The following is a 20,324-nucleotide window of genomic DNA, read 5'->3' as shown; positions in this document are numbered from 1 at the left end:
CTCCCGCACGACGCGCCGTCTCGCACCCACGACCGCGGCCTCGGCCTCGGCCCACGACCTCGCGGGAGCCCCTACTACCTCGCGGGAATGCGTACTACCTCGCGAAGGTGCGTACCACCTCGCGAGGGCGGGTTCCCACTCGGCGTCAGAGCGTGCGGTGCCAGGCGACGATGCGGTCGACGGCGCGGGAGACGACGTCGGGCGCGGCGGCGAAGGAGAGGCGCACCCAGTCGCCCCCGCCCACGACGTCGAAGTCCGCGCCTGGGGTGATCGCGACGTCGGCCTCGGCCAGCAGGCGGCGGCAGTAGGTCACCGAGTCGCCGCCGACGGCGTCGCGGAAGCCGGCGACGTTCCCGTACAGGTAGAACGCACCGTCGGCGGGCGCGACGGGGCGCCAGCCGAGCTCGTCCACGCGGTCGAGCAGCGCGGCGCGCGACGCCGCGTACCGGGCCACGTTCTCCGCGGCGGCGGCGTAGCCGGCGGGGGAGAACGCCGCGACGCCCGCGTGCTGCGCCAGCGCCGGAGGCGAGAGGGCCACGTTGCCGGCGAGCGCGTCGACCGGCCCGACCAGCTCGTCGGGCAGGACGAGCCAGCCCAGCCGCCAGCCGGTCATGGCCCAGTACTTGGAGAACGAGTTCACCACCACGGCCCCGACATCCGTGTACATCGCCGCCGTGGCCTGCTGTACATCGGTCGAGTAGGCGATGCCGTGGTAGATCTCGTCGCTGATCAGGCGCACGTCGTGCTCCTCGCACCAGCGCGCCAGCGCGGCCAGCTCGGCGGGCGGGAGCATCGTGCCGGTCGGGTTGGCGGGGGAGGCCACGACCAGGCCGTCCAGCCCGCCCTCGTAGTACGCCTCCATGAGCTGGGAGACGGTGGGCTGGTACCGGGTGTCCGGGCCGCAGTCGAGCTCCACCACCTCGCACCCCAGCGCGGCGAGGATGTTCTTGTACGCCGGGTACCCCGGGCGGGCCAGCGCGACCCGGTCCCCGACGTCGAAGGCCGCGAGGAACGCGAGCAGGAACCCGCCGCTCGACCCGGTCGTCACGGCGATGCGCGCCGGGTCGACGTCGACGTCGTACCAGCGCCGGTAGTGCCCCGCGATCTCGCGGCGCAGCGCGGGCACGCCCATCGACTCCGTGTAGCCGAGGTCCGCGGTGCGCAGCAGCTCCGCCGCCTTCTCCCGCACGACGTCCGAGGCGCCGGTCGACGGCTCGCCCGCGCACAGGTTGAGCACGTCGTGGCCGGCGGCACGCCGCTCGTTGGCGGTGGCCAGCACCTGCATGACGGCGAACGGCGGCACGTGGCTGCGGCGCGAGACCTTCATACGGCCATCATGCCGGGTCCGGTCCCCGCGGCGGTGGCCCGGTCCGCCCCTAGGCTGGGAGCAGCCGACCCGAGGGGATGCCGATGTTCCGACGACGCCAGGACAGGGAGAAGGACCCGGCGCGCCGGGCCGCGCAGTACCAGGTGGACCGGGAGGCGGCCGCCGACGCCGCGGCCGCGGAGGAGGCCGGCGACGCCGCACCCGACGAGGAGGCCGCCGGCGCGGGCCGGGCCAAGCGCCGCATGGACGACCGCGCCCTGTGGGTGGACACCGTCGTCGACCAGGCCATCCGGCGCGGCGAGTTCGACGACCTGCCGCTGGCAGGCAAGCCCATCCCCGGGCTGCGCGGCACGCACGACCCGGACTGGTGGCTCAAGAACCTCGTGGAGCGCGAGCAGATCACCGGCGTCCTCCCGGCGGCGCAGCTGCGCCGCGACGACGCCGAGCTGGACGAGACGCTCGACCGCGAGCCCGAGGAGCGGCGCGTCCGCGATGCCGTCGAGGAGTTCAACGCGCGGGTGATCGACGCCCGCCGGCAGCTCATGGGCGGCCCGCCGGTCGTGACCCCGACGCGCGACGTCGAGCGCGAGGTGCAGCGGTGGCGCGAGCGCCGCCGTGCCCGCGGGATCTTCTGAGGCACCGTGGGTGACGTCGTCGTGGTGTCGGGACCGCCGGGCTCGGGGAAGTCGGCCGTCGGGGCGGCCCTCGCCGACTTGCTCGACCCGTCCGCGCTGCTCGAGGCGGACTGGTTCTTCGGCCGGTGGCGGCGCGGCGCCGTCGACCCCTGGCTCCCGGAGGCGGCGCCCCAGACCGCGCCCGCCGGCCGGGCCGCCCTCGCCGCGACCGTGGAGCTCGCGCGGTCCGACGCCTGGGTGGTCTATGACGGCGTGCTGCACCGCGACGCCGCCCGGGACCTCGCGGCCCGCGCCGCCGCTGCGGGCATCGCCGTGCACCGCGCCGTCCTGCTGCCGCCCGTCGACGTGTGCCTGACCCGCGTGGCCGCACGCACGGGGCACGGCTTCGACGACCCCGACGCCACGCGGGACATGCACGCGGCCTTCGCCGCGGAGGTCCACGGCGCGCAGGCCGACCCGGCGGCCGATCGCGCCGTCCTGCGGGACGACGGCGCGTCACCCGCCGACCTCGCGGCGCGGGTCCGCGACCTGCTGCACGCCGGGGCGCTGCGGGTGCCCGGCCCGGTCCCGACCGGCGGCGTGCGGCCGTGACCGGGCACGCCGTCCTGCTCGACCTGCAGGGCACGGTCCACGAGGGCGACCGCCTGGTCCCCGGTGCCGACGCGGCGGTCGCGGCGCTGCGCGACGCGGGGCACGCCGTCCGCTTCGTCACCAACACGGACTCCCAGGACTCGGCGTCGATCGTCGCGCGGCTGCGGGGGATGGGTCTCGGCCTGGACGCGGACGAGCTGTTCACCCCGGTGGACGCCGCCGTCGCCGACCTCGAGGGCACCGGCGCGCGGGTGCACGCGCTCGCCACCTCCGCCGTCCGCGACCAGCTCGCCGCGCGCCTCGACGTCGTCGGGCCGGAGGACGACCCGACGCACGTGCTCGTGGGCGACGTCCACGACGTGCTCGACTACCCGGCCCTGGATGCCGCCTTCCGCGCCGTCCTGGGCGGCGCGGAGCTGCTGGCGCTGCAGCACGGGCGCTGGTTCCTGCGCGGCGGCCGGCCCGCGCTCGACACCGGGTCCGTGGTCGCCGCGATCGAGCACGGCGCCGAGGTGGCGGCGCGCACGCTGGGCAAGCCGAGCACGGAGTTCCTGCGGCTCGCGCTGAGCACCGTCAGCCCGGCGCCGGAGCCCGGGCGCACGTGGGTGGTGGGCGACGACCGCTCGTCGGACGTCGCGATGGGCCGTGCCGCGGGCGTCCGCACGGTGCTGGTGCGCACGGGCAAGTTCGCGCGCCAGGCCGACGACGGCTCGCTGCCGCGGCCCGAGCATGTGCTGGACGACGTCACGGCGCTGCCGGAGCTGCTCCGCCGGGCGTGAGGGCGCCGGGCACGAGCGTCGGCCCCGGCGGTTACCGTGGCGCCGTGACGACGCCCCACGACCCGACCCTCACCGCCGCCTGCCTGGCCTCCCGTGCGGCCGCGGCGCTGGCCGTGACGCGGCGGCCGACGACGGTCGACGGCCTGGTGGCCGGTGACCCCGGCACGGTGGTGCGCGGCGTCGCCGTGACGACGCTGGCCACGCTCGAGGTGCTGGAGCGCGCCGTCGCTGCGGGCGCGAACGTCGTCGTCACGCACGAGCCGCCCGACTACGACCACACGGGCGCCTCGGTGCCCGACCTGGAGGCGGAGGGCGACCCCGTGCTCGCCGCCAAGCGCGCGTTCGTGGCCGAGCACGGCCTCGTCCTGTGGCGCGCGCACGACGCCTGGCACGACCGGCGCCCGGACGGCGTCGACGAGGGCGCGGCCCGCGCGCTGGGCTGGTCGCTCGACCCCGCCGCCGAGGGAGCATCGGTGTGCGACGTCGGCCCGACGACGCTGGGGGCCCTGGCCACGCACGTCGCGACGGCGCTCGGCTCGCGCACGGCCCGCTTCGTGGGCGACCCCGACCAGCCGGTGCGCCGCGTGGGCCTGGACCTGGGGTTCCGCGGCTTCGCGCGCAACCGCGCGCTGCTGCGCCGCGCCGACGTGGACGCCGTCGTCGTGGGGGAGGCCCACGAGTGGGAGACCCAGTCGTACGCCGTGGACGCCGCGCACCTCGGCACGACCGGTCGGGGCGCGCCGAAGGGGCTGGTCGTGGCCGGGCACGTGCCGGCCGAGCAGGCGGGGATGGCGTTCTTCGCCGACTGGCTGCGCGACGTCGTGCCGGAGGTGCCGGTGACGTTCCTGCCCGCGCCGGACCTCGCCCGCCCGGCCGAGGTTCACTCCACGTAGGCGAGCGCGTCGATCTCGACGAGCATCTCCTCGCGGGGCAGGCCGACCATGACGGTGGTGCGCGACGGCAGCACGGCGTCCGGGCCGAGCCGCTCGGTGAGGAACGCGCCGTACGCGTCGTTCATGGCACCGAAGTCGTCGCGGGTCGTGAGGTAGACGCGCAGCATGACGACGTCCGCCATCGTGCCGCCGCCGGCCTGGACGATCGCCTCGACGTTCTGCAGCGTGCGCGTCGTCTGCGCGGCGACGTCGCCCGGGTAGAGGTACTCGTTGGTCGCAGGGTCCACGGGGCCCTGCCCGGAGACCTGCAGCAGGTTGCCGACCCGCACGCCCTGGTGGAACGTGTGGGCCGGGGCGGGGGCCTGGTCGGTGGAGATCGCGGTCTTCGAGGTCTGCTCAGCCATTGGCTCGTCCTTTCGGGGGTGGTACGGCCGCTCTGGACCCGGCGTGCATTTCAGCGGCGTGTGCGGCATCGTCGCACCGTCGACGGGGGAACGAGGAGGGCCTGACGATGGACGGTACCGGAGCCGAGGACACCTGTCGGATCGACCGCGAGAAGGTCGCCGCCCGGGAGGGCGAGCGCGTCGGCCGGCGGCACAAGGCGATCCCGCCCGAGCTGTGGGGGCTGACCGTCGCGGAGGTCCGCGAGCGCCGCCCGCGCCTGTCGCAGCTGCCGACCCCGCTGCTCACGCTGTCCCGGTCCGCGCTCGACACCAACCTCCGCGTAATGGCCGACTGGTGCGCGGAGCGCGGCCTCGACCTCGCCCCGCACGGCAAGACGACGATGGCGCCACAGCTGTGGGCCGAGCAGGTCGATTCCGGGGCGTGGGCGATCACGGTCGCGAACCCGTTCCAGCTGGGCGTGGCCCTCGAGTTCGGCGTGAGCCGCGTGATGGTCGCGAACAGCGTGATCTCGCCGCTGGCGCTGCGCTGGATCGCGGACGAGCTGGCCGCCGACCAGCACCTGCGGGTGCTCGTCTGGGCGGACTCGCCGGTCACGGTGGACCTCATGCACGACGCGCTGGCGGCGCACGTCGAGGCCTCGGGCTCGCGCCCGCCGATCGACGTGCTCGTCGAGCGCGGCGGCGCGGGCGGCCGCACGGGCGCCCGGGACCTGGACACGGCGCTGGCGGCGGCGGAGCGCGTGGTCGCGTCGCCGCACCTGCGCCTGGCCGGCGTCGGGGGGTACGAGGGCGCACTGGCGCACGACTCGGACGCACACAGCCGGGACGTGGTGCGCGGCTACCTGCGCGACATGGTCGAGGTGCACGAGCGCCTGGCGGCCGACGGGCGCTACGAGGTGGAGGTGCCCGTCGTGACGGCGGGCGGCAGCGCGTACTTCGACGTCGTCGACGAGGTCATGGCGCCGCTGGTCGCGACGGGCACGCGCGTGGTGCTGCGCAGCGGCGCCTACATCGTGCACGACGACGGCTTCTACCGGCACGTCTCCCCGCTGGGCGAGGAGCCGCGCAGCGGCGGGCCGAGGTTCCGCAGCGCGATGCACGGGTGGGTGCGCGTGAGCTCGCAGCCCGAGCCGGGCCTCGCACTGTTCGACGCCGGCAAGCGCGACCTGCCGTTCGACGAAGGGTTGCCCGAGGTCCAGCTGCGCCGCCCGCGCGCGGCCGGCGAGGAGCCCGCCGCCGTCCCCGGCGTCCAGGTCACCGCGCTCAACGACCAGCACGGCTTCCTGCGCTGGGACGCCACGGCCGACGTCGACCTGCGCATCGGCGACGAGCTGCGGCTGGGTCTGTCGCACCCGTGCACGGCGATGGACAAGTGGACCCTCGTGCCGGTGGTGGACGACGCCGACACGGCCGACCCGGTCGTCGTCGACCTCGTCCGGACCTGGTTCTGAGGGGCCGCGGCATGGCCGCCGACCTGCTGATCCGCGACGCGCTGGTGCTCGACGGCACGGGCGCACCGGGCGTCGTCGCCGACGTCGCCGTGACCGACGGGCGCGTCACGGCCGTCGACGACGGCCGCTCCGACGCCCGTGCGGCGGGCGCCCACCGCACGGTGGACGCCGAAGGCCGCGCGCTGACGCCCGGCTTCATCGACATGCACGCGCACTCCGACGTGCAGATCCTCGCGAACCCGGACCACACCGCGAAGGTGAGCCAGGGCGTCACGCTGGAGGTGCTGGGCCAGGACGGCCTGTCCTTCGCGCCCGTGGACGAGCGCACGCGCACCGCGATCCGCGCCCAGATCGCGGGCTGGAACGACGACCCGCCGGGCTTCGCCTGGGACTGGGAGTCCGTGGCCGGCTACCTCGACCGCCTGGACCACGGGATCGCCTGCCACGCCGCCTACCTGGTGCCGCAGGGCACGCTGCGGCATCTCGTCGTCGGGCCGGACGAGCGCCCGGCGACGCCCGTGGAGGTCGCCCGGATGGGCGAGCTTCTCGCCCACGGGATGCGCGAGGGCGCGCTGGGCATGAGCAGCGGCCTCACGTACACGCCGGGCATGTACGCCGACGACGACGAGCTCGCCGCGCTGCTGCGCGTCGTCGCCGCGCACGACGGCTACTACAGCCCCCACCACCGGTCGTACGGCAAGGGCGCGCTCGAGGCGTACGCCGAGATGATCGACCTGTCCCGAGCGACGGGCTGCGCGCTGCACCTCACGCACGCGACGATGAACTTCGCGCCCAACAAGGGCCGCGCGGGCGAGCTGCTCGCCCTGATCGACGCGGCGCTGGGCGACGGCGTCGACATCACGCTCGACACGTACCCGTACCTGCCGGGCTCGACGACGCTCAGCGCGATCCTGCCGAGCTGGTCGTTCTCGGGCGGCACGGACGCGCTGCTCGCGCGGCTGGCGGACCCCGCCGACCGCGAGCGCATCGTGGACGAGCTGGAGCACGTCGGCACCGACGGCTGCCACGGCTGCGTCGCGGAGTGGGACACGATCGAGATCAGCGGCGTGCAGAACCCGGCGCTGGCCGGCCGGGTGGGCCGCACCGTCGAGGCGATCGCCCGCGACGAGGGCCGCGCGCCGGGCGACGTGTTCGTGGAACAGCTGATCGCCGACCGGCTCGGCACGACGATCCTGCAGCACGTGGGCCACGAGGAGAACGTGCGCGCGATCATGCAGCACCGCACCCACACCGGGGGCTCGGACGCGATCCTCGTGGGCGGCCGCCCGCACCCGCGCGCGTGGGGCACCTTCCCGCGCTACCTCGCACGGTACGTGCGCGAGCTCGGCGTCCTCACGCTCGAGGACTGCGTGCACCACCTCACGGGCCGCCCCGCGGCGCGGCTGAGGCTGGTCGACCGCGGCCTGGTCCGCCCCGGCTACGCCGCGGACCTCGTGCTGCTCGACCCCGACACCGTCCAGGACGCGGCCACGTTCGAGGACCCGCGCCAGCAGGCGACGGGCATCGACCTGGTCCTGGTCGACGGCGTCGCCGTCATCGACGACGGCGCACGCACCGACGCCCTCCCCGGCCACGCGCTGCGACGCACCGGGAGCGGCACCCGCTGAGACAGGAGGAACCCGATGCACGCGCTGCTGCAGGCCGCGGGGGACGACGACGACACGCTCGCGCTGATCAACCAGCCGTGGTCGGAGCACGACACGCAGGTGCTGGTGGTCACCGCCATCGGCATCGCCGTGGTGGTGCTCCTCATCACGATGCTCAAGATGCACGGCTTCCTGGCCCTGACCATCGGGTCGCTGTTCGTGGCGATCGGGTCCGGCATCCCGCTCGGCGACGTCGCCGGGGTGTTCGAGACCGGCGTCGGGGACGTGCTGGGCACCGTGGGCGTGCTGGTGGTGCTGGGCGCCATGCTCGGCAAGCTGCTCGCCGACTCCGGGGGAGCGGACGAGATCGTCGACAAGATCTTCCGCGGCAGCACCGGGAGCCTGCCGTGGCGGATGGCGCTCATCGCGTTCCTCATCGGCATCCCGATGTTCTTCGAGGTCGGGCTCGTCCTCCTGATCCCGGTGATCATGCTGGCCGTCCGGCGCTCGGGCCTGCCGGCGATGCTGCTGGCCATGCCGGCGCTGGCCGGGCTGTCGGTGCTGCACGGCTTCGTGCCGCCGCACCCCGGGCCGCTGGCCGCCATCGGCAACCTCGGCGCCGACGTCGGCATCACCATGGCGCTCGGCCTGCTCATCGCCGTGCCCACAGTGATCATCGCCGGCCCGGTGTGGGGCCGGTTCGCCGCGAGGCTGGTGCCGATCGGCGCGCAGGGCGGCGGCGGGGGCATCGTCGCCGAGGAGGCGGGCGGCTCCGGGGAGCCGGGCACGGTCAAGACCCGCAACCCCACCTTCGTGCTCACCCTGGTGACCATCCTCAGCCCGGTGATCCTCATGCTGGTGCGCGCGGGCGTCGAGGTCTGGGCCAGCCCGGACTCGTGGTTCTACCCGTTCGTGTCGTTCATCGGCGAGCCGCTGGTGGCGCTGCTCATCGCCGTCCTGCTCGCGATGATCACGTTCGGCACCAGCGTCGGGTTCTCGCTCGGCACGCTCGGCTCGAAGATGACGGAGAGCCTCAAGCCCATCGCGAGCGCCACGATGATCGTCGGTGCCGGCGGCGGCTTCAAGGCCGTGCTGGTCGAGGGCGGCACGGGCATCGCCATCGGCAAGGCCGCCGTCGCGATGAGCCTGTCCATCCTGCTGCTCGGCTGGCTGATCGCCGTGCTGGTGCGCATCGCGACCGGGTCCGCGACGGTCGCGATCGTCACCGCGTCGGGCATCGTCGCGCCGCTCGCCACGGGCCTGACACCGACGCACCTCGCGCTCCTCGTGCTGGCCATCGGCGCGGGCTCGCTCATCCTGTCGCACGTCAACGACGCCGGGTTCTGGCTGGTCAAGGAGTACTTCGGCATGACCGTCGGTCAGACGCTCAAGACCTGGACGGTGATGGAGACGATCATCGCCGTCCTCGGACTGGTCTTCACCTGGCTGCTCTGGCTCGTGGTGTAGCCGGTCGTCCGGCACGGCCCGGTCGCGCGGGCGGGCCGAGTTCCTTACCTTCGGGTCGTGGAGCAGGCCGGCACGAGCAGCGCGTGGGAGCCCGACGCGCTGCCCGGCTTCGAGCGGCTGACCCTGCCGCTGGAGCCGGACTTCGAGGGCGACGTCGTCGCGACGCTGGTACGGAGGGCCGTCGAGCCCGGCGTCGCGACGTCCGGCCTGCCCGCCGGCGACACCGGGCGGGACGCGGGCATCGACGTCCTGTACGTGCACGGCTGGGTGGACTACTTCTTCCAGACCCACCTCGCGGCGTTCTGGGAGCGGCAGGGCGCGCGGTTCTACGCCCTCGACCTGCGCAAGTACGGCCGCAGCCTGCGCGAGCACCAGACGCCGGGCTTCGTCACCGCGCTGGCGACGTACGACGAGGACATCGAGGCCGCGCTGGCCGTGCTCGGCCACGGCCCGAAGCCATCGTCGGGCCGACGGCTGGTGCTCATGGGCCACTCGACGGGCGGGCTGGTGCTCAGCCTGTGGGTGTCGCACCGGCCGGGCCGCGCGGACGCGCTGGTGCTCAACAGCCCGTGGCTCGAGTTCCAGACCCGCAGCGTGGGCCGGTGGATGCTGGAGCCGGGCCTGCGCGCCCAGGCCGCGCTCGCGCCGCGCAGCCACCTCGTGAACGTGGACCTCGGGTTCTACACCCGCAGCGTGTCCCGGCGGTTCGACGGCGCGTGGGACATCGACCCGGCCTGGCGGCCCGACACGGGCTGGCGCACCACCCCGGCGTGGCTGTCCGCGATCTTCCAGGGGCAGGAGCGCGTGTCCCGCGGGCTCGGCATCGACGTCCCGGTGCTGGTGCTGCTGTCCGCCCGCTCGACGGCGCCCGTGCGGTGGAGCCCCGAGATGATGACCACCGACTCCGTGCTCGAGGTGGGCGGCGTCGCGCGCCGGGTGCCCGCACTGGGCAGCCTCGTCACGCTGGTGCGCATCGACGGCGCCATGCACGACGTCACGCTCTCCGCCCCCGCCGTCCGCGACGTCGTCTGGCGCGAGATCTCCCGCTGGGTCGGCGCCTACGTGCCCGCCGCGGCGCCGGCGGCCGAGCCGGAACCGCAGGGCGTGGCCGCCTGGTGGCGCCGCGCCTTCGGCCGCGGCCGCCCGTCCCGGCGGGCGGTCACAGCGCCCGCACCAGCTCGACCTCCTCGCCCTGCTCGAGGACGAAGCGCTCGCCCGATGGCGTGAACCCGAGCTTGCGGTAGGCGGCCTGGGCGCGCGGGTTGTCGACGTGCACGCACAGTCGCGCCCGCTCGACGCCGCGGTTCCGCGCCCAGTCCTGGGCGCCGTCGAACAGCCGCGCCAGCAGGCCGGCGCCGCGGTGCTCGGGCCGGACGAACACGCCCACCAGGTGCACCTGCCGCTGCGTGACCGGCCCGCCCAGGACGTCGGTCGCGCCCGGCTCCTCGACCAGGCCGGTCGTCGTGCCGACCCAGCGCCCGTCGGCGTCGACGGCGACGAACGCCGCCACCGCGTCGCTCGTCGCGTTGCCGCGCGCCCGCTCCTGCCAGAACGTGTCCGGCCGCGCGGCCGCGACGTCGTGCGTCTCGAGGAACGCCACCGGGGCCGCCGGGTCCTGGAGCGCCGCCAGGCGCAGGTCGCGGGTCTCGCGCCACTCGTCCTCCCGGGCGCGACGGACGGTGAGCAGGGCGGGCGGGGTCGTCATGAGCCGATCCTGTCACCTCGGGACCCGGCAGGGCCGCCACCCCGCGAGGCAGGACCCGACACGCCGAGGTAGTGCAGGATCTGCCGAGGTAGTACGGAACCCACCGAGGTAGTACGGAGACTCGCGAGGTGGTCAGGGTCTCCTGCTACCTCACGCGTCAGGACGCGCCGAGGACGCGCGCGCGGACGTGCGCGACGACGCCGTCGGCGGCGGCCTCGACCTCCGCCAGGGTGGTCTCGAAGCCGGACTCGTCGCCGTACCAGGGGTCGTCGACGTCGAGCAGGTGCTCGTCACCGCCCGGCTCGACGACGGGGGCGTCGGGGTCGAACGACCGGTACAGGCGGATCTCGGCGAGGCCGGCGGACCCCGCCGCGCCGTCCGCGAGGCGGCGCAGGCGGCGCGCGTGCTGTGCGGTCATGGGCAGGACCAGGTCGTGGTCGGCGAGGTCCGCGGGGGTGACCTGGCGGGCGCGGTGGCCGTCGCCCGTCGGGTAGCCGTGCGCGGCCAGCGTGCGGCGCGCGCGGCCGTCCACGGGGTTGCCGTGCTCCTCGTCGCTCACGCCCGAGGAGTCCACGACCACGCGGTCGCCGAGCCCGGCGGCCTCGAGCCGGTCGCGCAGCACGATCTCGGCCATGGGGGAGCGGCAGATGTTGCCGGTGCAGACGGTCATCACGCGGTACGGGGTGGCGGTCACCGGCCCATTCTCACCTCTCGCCGAGCCCCGCCCCTGATCCGTGCCTACCGTGAGGCATGGCGAGATGGGCGGCGGACGGGCTGATCGCCGTGACCGGCGCGAGCGGGCGGCTCGGGTCACGACTGGCGTTCCGGCTCGCGGCGGAGGGCGCGCGGCAGCGGCTGGTCGTGCGGGACCCGGCGCGCGCGCCGCGGCTCAGCGACGGCCGGGCGCTGCCGGTGTCGGAGGTCGCCGTCGCCGACGGCTTCCACGACGCCGACGCGATGCGGGCCGCGTTCGACGGCGTGCGCACCGTGTTCCTGGTGAGCGCGCGCGAGGCCCCCGACCGCGTCGCGCAGCACGTCGCGACGATCGACGCCGCCGCGGCGGCCGGCGTCGAGCGGGTGGTCTACACGTCGTTCGCGGGCGCGGCGCCCGACGCCGTGTTCACGTTCGCCCGCGACCACTGGCACACGGAGCAGCACCTCGCCGACGTCGCCGCGCGCACCGGGCTGCGCTGGACGGTGCTGCGCGACAACCTCTACTTCCACGCGCTGAGCACGTTCGTCGGGCACGACGGCGTGATCCGCGGCCCGGCGGCGGACGGGCGCGTGGCGGCCGTGTCGCACGACGACGTGGCGGACGTCGCGACCGCCGTCATCCTCGACGAGCGGCCCGCCCGCCACGACGGCGCCACCTACGAGGTCACCGGGCCGCAGGCGCTCACCCTCGACGAGGTCGCGGCGACGCTCGGCCGCGCCGCCGGCCGCGACGTCACCTACCACCCCGAGACCGAGGAGGAGGCGTACGCCTCCCGGGCCGGGTACGGGGCGGAGCCGTTCGAGCTCGACGGGTGGGTCACGTCGTACACCGCCATCGCCGCGGGCGAGCTGGCGCACGTCTCCGACGACGTCGGCCGGCTCGTCGGCCGGCCCGCGCGCTCGCTCGCCCAGTGGCTCGACGACTACCCGGGCGAGTGGGCGCACCTGCGGCGCGCCTGATCCCGGTCGGCTCGTGCTGCGGAGTTCACCCTGAGGAAAACCCTTGGCCTCCCTCGCCGGGCGGGCGTAGCGTCGTCGGCACATGAGAAAGGAGGTGATCGGAGAAGTGAAGACTCTTCGGACCCATGAGGTGGTCGCGCGCTAGTCGCGTGCGCCCTTGAGCGTTTCGCGCTGTCGGCCTGACGACCTGATCATTCGTCGGACCGTTCGGCGCACGGGACGGGTAGCGAGTTCCTCGCGACCACCGGATCCCGCGGGTGCCGTGCCCTCGTCCAGCACGGCAGGAGGTTCGACCTCCGGCCCGCGGGCTCTTTGCTGTCCGGGGGAGGAGTCGTCCTGGGCGGTCGTCAGACCAGCATCGCCGCGCGGCGCTCCCGCAGCAGGCGCCGCTCCGCCTGGACGACGAGCTGGTCCGTGTCGGCGGCACCGGCCACCGACCACGCGGCGGCCGAGTGCAGCGCCGGCCACGCCACGCCGTCGAGCCCGCCCTCCAGCCCTCCGGACGGCGCGGCGACCTGCGCGAGCAGGTGCTGCCGCAGGGCGTCCGCGGAGGCCGCGGCCTGGATGTCGTCCATCGCCGGCAACGTCGCCAGGACGGCGAAGCCGTCGCCCTCCACACGACCCGCCTCGCAGCCGGCGGGCAGCGCCGCCCCGATCCGCGCCGCGAGCTCCCCGAGCACCGCGTCCCCGGTGTCCTGCCCGTGGTCGGCGTTGAGCCTCGCCATGCCCCGCACGTCGAGCAGCACCAGCACCACACGGTTCGCTCCGCCGCGCACGAGCGCGCAGCGGTGCCGCAGCGCGTACCAGGTGGCGGCGCGCCCCGGCAGGCGGGTCAACGGGTCGTGGGTGGAACGCTCGGCCAGCTCGGCGACGACGGCGCGCATCACGTCGGCCGTGCTCGCCGCGCCCCAGCCCGACGGCCCGCTCACCAGGACGTCGTCGTACCGCCGGTCCGCGGTGCGGGCCATCGCGAGCGTCGCGACGTCCGTCAGCGCCGTGCCGGGCTCGACGACGAGGGGCGACCAGTCCGCGACCGCCCCGGTCGGGCGCCGCTCCAGGACCGCGCGCCCGTACCCGAGGCGCCCGGTGAGCGCCGCCGTGAGGCCGGCCCGCGTGACGATGCCGGTGCGGGCGGGCTCCGTGTCGTCCTGCACCGCGACCGATCCCACCTCCGGACGCCGGAAGATGACCTCGAGCTGCCCGACGGGCAGCATGGAACCCACCACCAGCACCGGCTGCGCCAGCGCCGCGACCGACGCCACGCGCGCCGTCCGGCGGGGGGCGACGTGGCGGGCCAGGCGGGCGATCTCGTCGTGCACAAGCGGAAGTATGGCCACCCGGTGACCCGGTCAGAGGCGCTCCGCGGAGATGTTCGCCGAGCGTTCGCCGGCCGTTCAGCCGGGGCCTCGGAAGCGGCCCCGAAACTTGGGAGCGCGACCACGCAGCGCCCACGATCGCCCGTCCCTAGAGTGTCGCGAGGGTACGCGATGTCTGTGATGTCTCGGGGGCGACACATGCGAAGGACGAGCACGGCGGTCGGGCGCAGGACGACGAGCGGCCTGCTGGCCGCCGCGCTCGCGCTGGGTGGGCTGGTGGGCCTCGGAGCGCAGACGGCGACGGCACCGCCGGCGGCCGCGGCCGAGGGCGACGTCAACCCGTTCACGTCCGCCGGCGGCTACACCGTCTACGCGCAGCGCGACGCCTTCGCCGGCAACCAGGAGCTCGAGGGCTCGTTGGCCGCGGGCCGGAACTTCGCGCGGACGACGGCCGAGCAGTGGGCCGTGATCCACGTCGCCGCCGGCACCGCCGACTACACCATCCCCACCGTCGACGGCGACCCGAACCGCCTGCTGATCGGGCGCTTCGACCCCGACACGACGCGGAACGTCGGCGAGGTCAACATCACGAGCCGGGGCGCGACCACGCCCGACAACGTCGGCACGCTGAAGATGGTGGACCGCGACCTCGGGCCCTTCGAGACGTCGGCGCGCGGGGAGAGCTGGGTGCGCGTCTCGCAGCCGGGGTCGGCACCGCCGCTCATCGACGCGACGGCGCAGACCTACCCCGCCGACGCGGAGCCCCCGACGGGCGGCAACACGTCCATCTTCACGGCACAGACGGGCGGCACCCAGGACGTCGTCGCCGGGTACGTGCAGGCGAACCAGGACGCGACCACCGAGGAGAGCGCGCAGTGCCTCGCGGCGATGGCGGACCCCGACAGCCAGGACGCGCACCACGTGACGGTCGCGGAGGACGACGGCGACCGCAAGGTGCTCGCCCCGCTCGCGGCCGACCGGCCCAACGTGGTCGCGTACGAGGACGTCGCGGGTGCGAGCCTGCTCCAGTTCTCGGCGGGCAGCCCCACCCCCGGCCAGGCGAACCCCCTGATCATCCGCGTGCCCGCGGGCACCACCGACGTGCACGGCCTGCGCGTCGACCCGCAGGGCCAGTTCTCCCCGTACATCCTGTGGGACCTGTCGGCGGTGACGGGGGACGTGACGGTCGAGAACACCGGCAGCCGCATCGACGGCTCGATCTTCGCGCCGTTCGCCGACGTCACGGTCGACGCCGCGCCCCTCGACGGCCAGGTCATGGGGCGGGACGTCACCCTGCTGGGCGGCGAGGTGCACTCGTTCCTGTTCGCGAGCACGATCCCGTGCGGCGAGCCGCGGGGCACGTTCGAGGTGGACAAGGAGCTCGACGGCATCACCGCGGGCGACCTGCCGGAGGGCACCACCTTCGCCGTGGACTGGACCGCCACGTCGCCCGACGGCGAGGTGCTCGGCACCGGGACGCTCGAGCTGCCCGCCGACGGCTCGCCCGTGCGCCCGACGGCGGTGGACGGCACCCCCCAGACCTTCCCTGTCGGCACCGTGATCACGTTCGAGGAGCAGACGCCGGACGCCGTACCTGGCTGGGAGTGGGGGGCGCCGTCCGTGGCCCCGAACCCGGTGACCATCACCGCGGACGGCGACGGCGTCGTGGCCGCGACGGTGACGAACACCGCGGAGCGCACGACCGGCACCTTCGAGGTCGCCAAGACCGCGTCGGACGGCACCGAGGACCCGCCGACGGTGCCCGAGGGCACCACCATCACGGTCTGGTGGGAGGCGGAGTTCCCCGGGGGTGGCGTGGGCACGGCCTCCGGCACCATCGAGCTGGTGGCAGGCGCGGACGGCACCTTTACGCCGCAGGGCCCGGTGGACGACCAGGGGGACCCGGTGACCTTCCCGGTGGGCACCGTGATCCGCCTCGTGGAGGTCGACGCCGGCGCGGCGCCGGACGGCTACGACTGGGGCGACCCCACGTGGAGCCCGGGGCAGGAGTTCACCATCGAGCGCGGTGGCGAGGCCGTCACGGTCGATCTCGCGAACCTGCTGGTGCCCGAGTCGGGGACGGCGTCGTTCAGCGTCGTCAAGGTGCTCGACCTGGACGCGCCGGTCGACCCGGAACCGCAGTTCTCGATCGCCTACACGTTCGACCCGCCGGGCGGTCCGCGCGAGGCCCGGCAGCGGGAGATCGCCGTCGGCGACCCCATCACGATCGACACCCTGCTCGACGGCGAGCCCATCCCCGCCGGCAGCACGGTGTGGGTGCAGGAGCCCGAGCCGACGGGCGACGACGGCATCACGTGGGAGGACCCGGTGCTCACCGTGAACGGGGAGCCGCTCACCGACCCGGACGAGGACGGCTTCTACCCGATCGAGCTGACGGGTGACGAGACCGTCGCGCTCGAGGTGTCCAACGTCGGGCAGGTGGCGACCGGCACGTTCGAGCTGTCCAAGACGCTCGACGGTCCGCAGGCCGAGGACGTGCCCGAGGGCACGGGGTTCACGGTGGGGTGGACGGCGACCTATGTCGACGGCACCACGACCAGCGGCTCCACCACCCTCGCCCCGGACGGCGAGCCGGTGGCCCCGACGGACGCCGACGGCGACCCGCTCGACTTCCCCGTCGGCACTACGGTCACCTTCGACGAGGCGGACCTGCCCGACCTCCCCGGCTGGGACTGGGGCGAGCCCACGATCACGCCGGCAGAGATCACGGTGGGTGATGGTGAGACCGCCGAGGTCGTCGTCACCAACTCCGCCACGGTGGAGCACGGCACGTTCGAGGTCTCGAAGGCCCTCGAGGGCGCCGACCCGGGCGACGTGAGCGGCGACGGGTTCGCCGTGCCGTGGACCGCCACCCTGCCCGACGGCAGCACCGACGAGGGGGTGCTCACCGTGCCGGCCGACGGTTCCGCCGTCGGCCCGGACCGCGAGTTCCCGGTGGGGACGACGGTGCACGTCACCGAGGACCCGCCCTCCGACGCGATGCTGCCCGACGGCTGGACCTGGGCCGTCCCGACCTGGTCCCCGGGCAGCAGCGTGACGATCGACGAGGGCACCGGCACCACGGCCTTCACGGTGACGAACTCGGCCGTCCCCATCACGACCCTGCGGGTGGAGAAGCTGGTCGAGGGCGCGGACCTGCCCGACGGCACCCGCTTCCCGGTCGAGTACCGCGTGGACGACGGCCCCGTCCAGGAGGGCGACCTCGTGCTCGGCGACCCGTTCGTGGCGGACGACGTCCCGCTGGGCACCACGGTCGAGATCCGCGAGGCCGACCCGCCCGCCGTCGACGGCAGCACGTGGGCCGCGCCGCGCTGGGCGATCAACGGGCAGACGCTCGAGCCCGACGACGACGGCTGGGTGGTGATCCACGCGAACGACGAGCGGCTCAACGCCGTCACGCTGACGAACACGGCCCGCCCGACGACGCCGGGTGGCCAGCTGCCGGAGACGGGGTTCGGCGGCGGCACGCTCCCGCTGCTGGCACTCGGGCTGCTGCTCCTCGGCATCGCCGTCCGGCTCGTGGCGCGCACGCTCCGGGCCTGACCTCGCCGGGGGACGAGGGCCGGCCGAAGCGCTAGCCTGCGCGGATGGCCGACCCGACTCCCGGGGCAGGTGGGCTCCCGAGGTGGGAGCTCACCGAGGACCCGCAGGCATTCCTCGACGACGTCGGCGACCTGCTCGCCGCCGACCCGGTGCGGGCGACGATCGTGGCGAACACCGCCCACCGGCTCGCGACTCGCGCCGCGGCCGGCGAGCCACGGCCGGACCACCCGTGCTGGTTCGCCGTCGCGCACGACGTCGACGGCGCCGTCGTCGGTGTCGCGATGCGGACCGCGCCGGCGCCGCCGCACCAGGCGCACGTCCTGGTCGCCGACCGGCGGACGGCACAGGCCCTGGCCGACCTCCTCGTGGACCGCGGCGAGGTGGTCACCGCGACGAACGGCGCCCAGGCGCCGGCGCGCGCGTTCCTCGACCGGGTCGCCGCGCGCACGGGTGGTCGCGTCGCCGTCGCGCGGCCGACGCGGCTGTTCGAGCTGGGCACGCTCGCCCCGCCGACGTCGCCGCCCGCCGGTGCGCCTCGGCCGGTGCGGCACTACGAGCTCGACCTGGCCTGCTCCTGGTTCGCGGACTTCGTGACAGACGCCGACGCGCAGGCGGGCCGGACTGGGCCACCCCGGATCCCACCGCCGCCGCGGGACACCGTCGAGCGGCGGGTCCGGGCGGGGAAGCTCTGGTGGTGGGAGGTGGACGGCGCGCCGGTGTCGCTGGTCGGCCACGTCGGCCCTGCGCTCGACGTCGCCCGGCTGGGTCCGGTCTTCACCCCGGCCGAGCACCGCGGGCGCGGATTCGCGGGGCGCTGGTCGCGCACGCGTCGGCTCGGCTGCAGGACTCGGGGAACCGCGTCTGCCTGTTCACCGACCTGGAGAACCCGGTGTCCAACGCGCTGTACGAGCGGCTCGGCTACGAGAAGGTGGTCGACATGGCCGAGCTACGGATCGTCCCATGACCCCCGGCCCTGCGGATCCTGGCTCCGCGGGCCTGCCCGACGTCGCGGCGCTCCGGCGCGGCGCCCACGAGCGCGCCGTCGCCCGCCCGCGGCGGCCGTTCGCGGGTGCGGTGACGGACCTCGCGACCGACGGCGTCGCGCTGCGCCGCTACACGCCCGACCGCCGTCGCCCCGGCGCCGCGATGGTCTTCCTGCACGGCGGGTACGGGCTGTTCGGCGACCTCGAGCTGCAGGACGGCTGGTGCCGCCGGGCCGCCGAGGCGCTCGGCGTCGTCGTGCTCGCCGTCGACTACCGGCTCGCGCCGGAGGCGAGGCTCGACGACGCCGTCGTGGACGCGCTGGCCGCGCTCGACCTGCTCGCCGGCGACGGCTTCGACCGCCTCTACCTCGACGGCGACTCCGCGGGCGGCGCCGTCGCCGTCCTCGCCGCCGCGCGCACCGCGCACCCGCTGGCCGGCCTGCTGCTCACGAACCCCAACCTCGACCTGTCGCTCGAGACCTACGACGACGACCTGCCGGGCGGGCCGGGCCGCGAGCTGTCCACGTACGCGATGCGCGCGTGGACCGGCGTCGAGCCCGCTGACGCGCCGCGCCTGCAGCGCTCCGCGCGCGGGCTGCCGCCCACGCTGGTGGCCGTGGGAGAGCTGGACTCGCTGCGCCCCGAGGCGCGGGAGCTCGCGGACGCCTGCCGCCGCGACGGCGTGCCCTGCCGGCTGGTCGAGCTGCCCGGCGCCGAGCACGGGTTCGTCGGCACCGAGCGCGCCGGCACGGTGCTCACCGAGGCGGCGGCGTTCTTCCGCCTCGCCTGAGCGCCGCCCGCCGGCTCAGGCCTCGTCCGTCTCCGCGACGCCGACCGCGACGGCGAGGTCCTGCCACGACATGCCGGAGCCCTTGAAGACGTTCGGCCGGTCCGTGGCCCGGGCGTGGCCGCGCACGACGTCGGCGAGCGGCACGAGGTCGTCGACGCGCAGGGCGCCCTCGTGGACGGCGAGGACCACGTCGCCGCACTCGCGCATCGCGGTCGCACGGTCCTCGACGACCACGAGCGCCCGCCCCATGAGCCCGGCGTCGAGCTCGCGACGGTCGGGCTCGTGCGAGCCGATGGCCACGACGCACGCGCCGTCGCGCACCAGGGCGCCGTCGAAGAGCGGCGCGCCCGCCGACGTCGCGCACACCACGAGGTCGGCGTCGGCGACGTCGGCCGTGCCTCCCGCGCGGGCCGGCAGGCCACGCGCGACCAGCGCCTCGACGGCCGCCGCCAGGCGCCCCGGGTCGCGGCCGACGAGCGCGACGTCGTCGAGGTCGCGGACCGCCGCCATCGCCACCGCGTGCTCCACCGCCTGCGGTCCGGTGCCGACGACGACCAGGCGCCGCGCGTCCGCCGCGGCGAGGTGGTCGACCGCGACCGCCGAGGTCGCGGGCGTGCGCAGCTCGGTGAGCGCCGAACCGTCGATCTGCAGCCGCGGGGTGAGCGTGGCGGCGTCGAGCAGCAGGTAGGTCGCCTGGATGCGCGGCAGGCCGCGGGCCGGGTTGTCCGGGGCCACGGACGCGATCTTCACCCCGGCCCAGTCGCCGAGCACCGACGGCATGAGCAGCAGGTGCCCCGCGCCGACGGCCACCGACGACCGTGCCGGGTCGTCGGCCGGGTCGAACCCGTCGGCCAGCGCCCGCTCGACCAGCCGGCGGGCGTCGTCGGGCCCGATCCGGCGGCGGACCTCGTCGCCCGTGACGAACGGCAGCCCCGTCCCGGCGCTCATCTGCTGTCTCCTGGCCCTCGACGTCACGGACGGGGCCAGGATGCCACGGGGCCGCCGCGGGGATGCGCAGGCCGGACGCCCGCAGCACGGGCCGGGGGGGCCAGCGGGGGGGGGGGGCGGGAGGAGGAGGGGGGGGGGAAGGGGAGGGAGGTCCGGGGGGGACGCCCGGGGAGGGGGATGTCATCCGCAA

17 protein-coding genes are annotated in these 20,324 nt (G+C 75.4%); 11 read left to right on the top strand and 6 right to left on the bottom strand.

What is annotated here, in order from left to right; all coding sequences use genetic code 11:
• Positions 1–145: 145 nt before the first annotated feature.
• Positions 146–1,327 (bottom strand): aminotransferase class I/II-fold pyridoxal phosphate-dependent enzyme, encoded by a 1,182-nt coding sequence (locus ACFCZN_RS01950; RefSeq protein WP_429762768.1) that lies wholly within the window; start codon positions 1,325–1,327, stop codon positions 146–148.
• An 83-nt stretch (positions 1,328–1,410) separates the two neighbouring features.
• On the opposite strand from ACFCZN_RS01950, the gene ACFCZN_RS01945 reads away from it, so the two are divergent.
• Genes ACFCZN_RS01945 through ACFCZN_RS01930 form a run of 4 tightly spaced genes read left to right on the top strand, consistent with a single transcriptional unit; the run spans position 1,411 to position 4,225 of the window.
• Positions 1,411–1,962, top strand: coding sequence for a DUF1992 domain-containing protein (locus ACFCZN_RS01945; protein WP_430555640.1), 552 nt, complete (start codon positions 1,411–1,413; stop codon positions 1,960–1,962).
• 6 nt (positions 1,963–1,968) lie between these two features.
• On the top strand, positions 1,969–2,553 hold the full coding sequence (locus ACFCZN_RS01940; RefSeq protein ID WP_430555639.1) for an AAA family ATPase: 585 nt from the start codon (positions 1,969–1,971) through the stop codon (positions 2,551–2,553).
• On the top strand, positions 2,550–3,332 hold the full coding sequence (locus tag ACFCZN_RS01935) for an HAD-IIA family hydrolase (RefSeq protein ID WP_430555638.1): 783 nt from the start codon (positions 2,550–2,552) through the stop codon (positions 3,330–3,332). The genes ACFCZN_RS01940 and ACFCZN_RS01935 overlap by 4 nt, the downstream gene beginning before the upstream one ends.
• A 44-nt stretch (positions 3,333–3,376) precedes the next feature.
• On the top strand, positions 3,377–4,225 hold the full coding sequence (locus ACFCZN_RS01930; RefSeq protein ID WP_430555637.1) for a Nif3-like dinuclear metal center hexameric protein: 849 nt from the start codon (positions 3,377–3,379) through the stop codon (positions 4,223–4,225).
• On the opposite strand, the gene ACFCZN_RS01925 is transcribed toward ACFCZN_RS01930, so the two are convergent.
• A complete protein-coding gene (locus tag ACFCZN_RS01925; protein WP_429762773.1) occupies positions 4,213–4,629 on the bottom strand; it encodes a RidA family protein in 417 nt (138 codons plus the stop codon). The two genes, ACFCZN_RS01930 and ACFCZN_RS01925, sit on opposite strands and share 13 nt — an antisense overlap.
• A gap of 107 nt (positions 4,630–4,736) precedes the next feature.
• Here ACFCZN_RS01925 and ACFCZN_RS01920 point away from each other — a divergent pair, with 107 nt between their 5' ends.
• From ACFCZN_RS01920 to ACFCZN_RS01905, 4 genes are read left to right on the top strand one after another with little or no spacing between them, the layout of a single operon-like run.
• Positions 4,737–6,080, top strand: a complete 1,344-nt coding sequence (locus tag ACFCZN_RS01920) for an amino acid deaminase (RefSeq protein ID WP_430555636.1) — start codon at positions 4,737–4,739, stop codon at positions 6,078–6,080.
• Between the two features lie 11 nt (positions 6,081–6,091).
• Positions 6,092–7,708: an amidohydrolase family protein gene (locus ACFCZN_RS01915; RefSeq protein ID WP_430555635.1), complete on the top strand. Its 1,617-nt coding sequence runs from the start codon at positions 6,092–6,094 to the stop codon at positions 7,706–7,708.
• Between the two features lie 15 nt (positions 7,709–7,723).
• Entirely contained in the window at positions 7,724–9,154 is a 1,431-nt protein-coding gene (locus tag ACFCZN_RS01910) for a gluconate:H+ symporter (RefSeq protein WP_429762776.1), read from the top strand.
• Positions 9,155–9,211: 57 nt separating this feature from the next.
• Positions 9,212–10,381, top strand: a complete 1,170-nt coding sequence (locus tag ACFCZN_RS01905) for an alpha/beta hydrolase (RefSeq protein WP_430555634.1) — start codon at positions 9,212–9,214, stop codon at positions 10,379–10,381.
• Here the strand turns inward: ACFCZN_RS01905 and ACFCZN_RS01900 are convergent.
• Positions 10,314–10,859 carry a GNAT family N-acetyltransferase gene (locus tag ACFCZN_RS01900; RefSeq protein WP_430555633.1) on the bottom strand — a complete coding sequence of 182 codons (546 nt, stop codon included), beginning with the start codon at positions 10,857–10,859 and terminating at the stop codon, positions 10,314–10,316. The two genes, ACFCZN_RS01905 and ACFCZN_RS01900, sit on opposite strands and share 68 nt — an antisense overlap.
• 157 nt (positions 10,860–11,016) lie before the next feature.
• Positions 11,017–11,529, bottom strand: a complete 513-nt coding sequence (locus tag ACFCZN_RS01895; RefSeq protein ID WP_430555689.1) for a low molecular weight protein-tyrosine-phosphatase — start codon at positions 11,527–11,529, stop codon at positions 11,017–11,019.
• A gap of 80 nt (positions 11,530–11,609) precedes the next feature.
• Between ACFCZN_RS01895 and ACFCZN_RS01890 the strand changes: the two genes are divergently transcribed.
• Positions 11,610–12,533, top strand: coding sequence for an SDR family oxidoreductase (locus ACFCZN_RS01890; RefSeq protein ID WP_430555632.1), 924 nt, complete (start codon positions 11,610–11,612; stop codon positions 12,531–12,533).
• 347 nt (positions 12,534–12,880) lie between these two features.
• Here the strand turns inward: ACFCZN_RS01890 and ACFCZN_RS01885 are convergent, their stop codons facing one another.
• Positions 12,881–13,852 carry a diguanylate cyclase domain-containing protein gene (locus ACFCZN_RS01885; protein ID WP_430555631.1) on the bottom strand — a complete coding sequence of 324 codons (972 nt, stop codon included), beginning with the start codon at positions 13,850–13,852 and terminating at the stop codon, positions 12,881–12,883.
• A gap of 195 nt (positions 13,853–14,047) precedes the next feature.
• Between ACFCZN_RS01885 and ACFCZN_RS01880 the strand changes: the two genes are divergently transcribed.
• Together ACFCZN_RS01880 and ACFCZN_RS01875 are read left to right on the top strand one after the other, a co-directional pair.
• The gene (locus ACFCZN_RS01880; RefSeq protein WP_430555630.1) at positions 14,048–17,413 is read left to right on the top strand and encodes a DUF5979 domain-containing protein; all 3,366 of its coding nucleotides are present in this window, start codon (positions 14,048–14,050) and stop codon (positions 17,411–17,413) included.
• A gap of 960 nt (positions 17,414–18,373) precedes the next feature.
• Positions 18,374–19,186 (top strand): alpha/beta hydrolase fold domain-containing protein, encoded by an 813-nt coding sequence (locus tag ACFCZN_RS01875; protein ID WP_430555629.1) that lies wholly within the window; start codon positions 18,374–18,376, stop codon positions 19,184–19,186.
• 15 nt (positions 19,187–19,201) lie between these two features.
• Here the strand turns inward: ACFCZN_RS01875 and ACFCZN_RS01870 are convergent, their stop codons facing one another.
• Positions 19,202–20,134, bottom strand: coding sequence for an ornithine cyclodeaminase family protein (locus ACFCZN_RS01870; protein ID WP_430555628.1), 933 nt, complete (start codon positions 20,132–20,134; stop codon positions 19,202–19,204).
• Positions 20,135–20,324 lie beyond the last annotated feature (190 nt).

Origin of the sequence: Isoptericola sp. NPDC056134 (assembly GCF_042264825.1) — a bacterium.
In the GTDB taxonomy this organism is placed as follows: Bacteria; Actinomycetota; Actinomycetes; order Actinomycetales; family Cellulomonadaceae; genus Isoptericola; species Isoptericola nanjingensis.
The sequence above is the reverse complement of the archived record's forward strand: the minus strand, read 5'-3'. Positions and strand labels throughout refer to the sequence as shown.

Excerpts from the sequence above, each read along its gene's own strand:
- ACFCZN_RS01870 (WP_430555628.1), bottom strand. The coding sequence starts at position 20,134 with ATGAGCGCCGGGACGGGGCTGCCGTTCGTCACGGGCGACGAGGTCCGC.
- ACFCZN_RS01920 (WP_430555636.1), top strand. The coding sequence starts at position 4,737 with ATGGACGGTACCGGAGCCGAGGACACCTGTCGGATCGACCGCGAGAAG.
- ACFCZN_RS01880 (WP_430555630.1), top strand. The coding sequence starts at position 14,048 with ATGCGAAGGACGAGCACGGCGGTCGGGCGCAGGACGACGAGCGGCCTG.
- ACFCZN_RS01875 (WP_430555629.1), top strand. The coding sequence starts at position 18,374 with ATGACCCCCGGCCCTGCGGATCCTGGCTCCGCGGGCCTGCCCGACGTC.
- ACFCZN_RS01895 (WP_430555689.1), bottom strand. The coding sequence starts at position 11,529 with ATGACCGTCTGCACCGGCAACATCTGCCGCTCCCCCATGGCCGAGATC.
- ACFCZN_RS01915 (WP_430555635.1), top strand. The coding sequence starts at position 6,092 with ATGGCCGCCGACCTGCTGATCCGCGACGCGCTGGTGCTCGACGGCACG.
- ACFCZN_RS01945 (WP_430555640.1), top strand. The coding sequence starts at position 1,411 with ATGTTCCGACGACGCCAGGACAGGGAGAAGGACCCGGCGCGCCGGGCC.
- ACFCZN_RS01900 (WP_430555633.1), bottom strand. The coding sequence starts at position 10,859 with ATGACGACCCCGCCCGCCCTGCTCACCGTCCGTCGCGCCCGGGAGGAC.
- ACFCZN_RS01950 (WP_429762768.1), bottom strand. The coding sequence starts at position 1,327 with ATGAAGGTCTCGCGCCGCAGCCACGTGCCGCCGTTCGCCGTCATGCAG.
- ACFCZN_RS01910 (WP_429762776.1), top strand. The coding sequence starts at position 7,724 with ATGCACGCGCTGCTGCAGGCCGCGGGGGACGACGACGACACGCTCGCG.
- ACFCZN_RS01925 (WP_429762773.1), bottom strand. The coding sequence starts at position 4,629 with ATGGCTGAGCAGACCTCGAAGACCGCGATCTCCACCGACCAGGCCCCC.
- ACFCZN_RS01890 (WP_430555632.1), top strand. The coding sequence starts at position 11,610 with ATGGCGAGATGGGCGGCGGACGGGCTGATCGCCGTGACCGGCGCGAGC.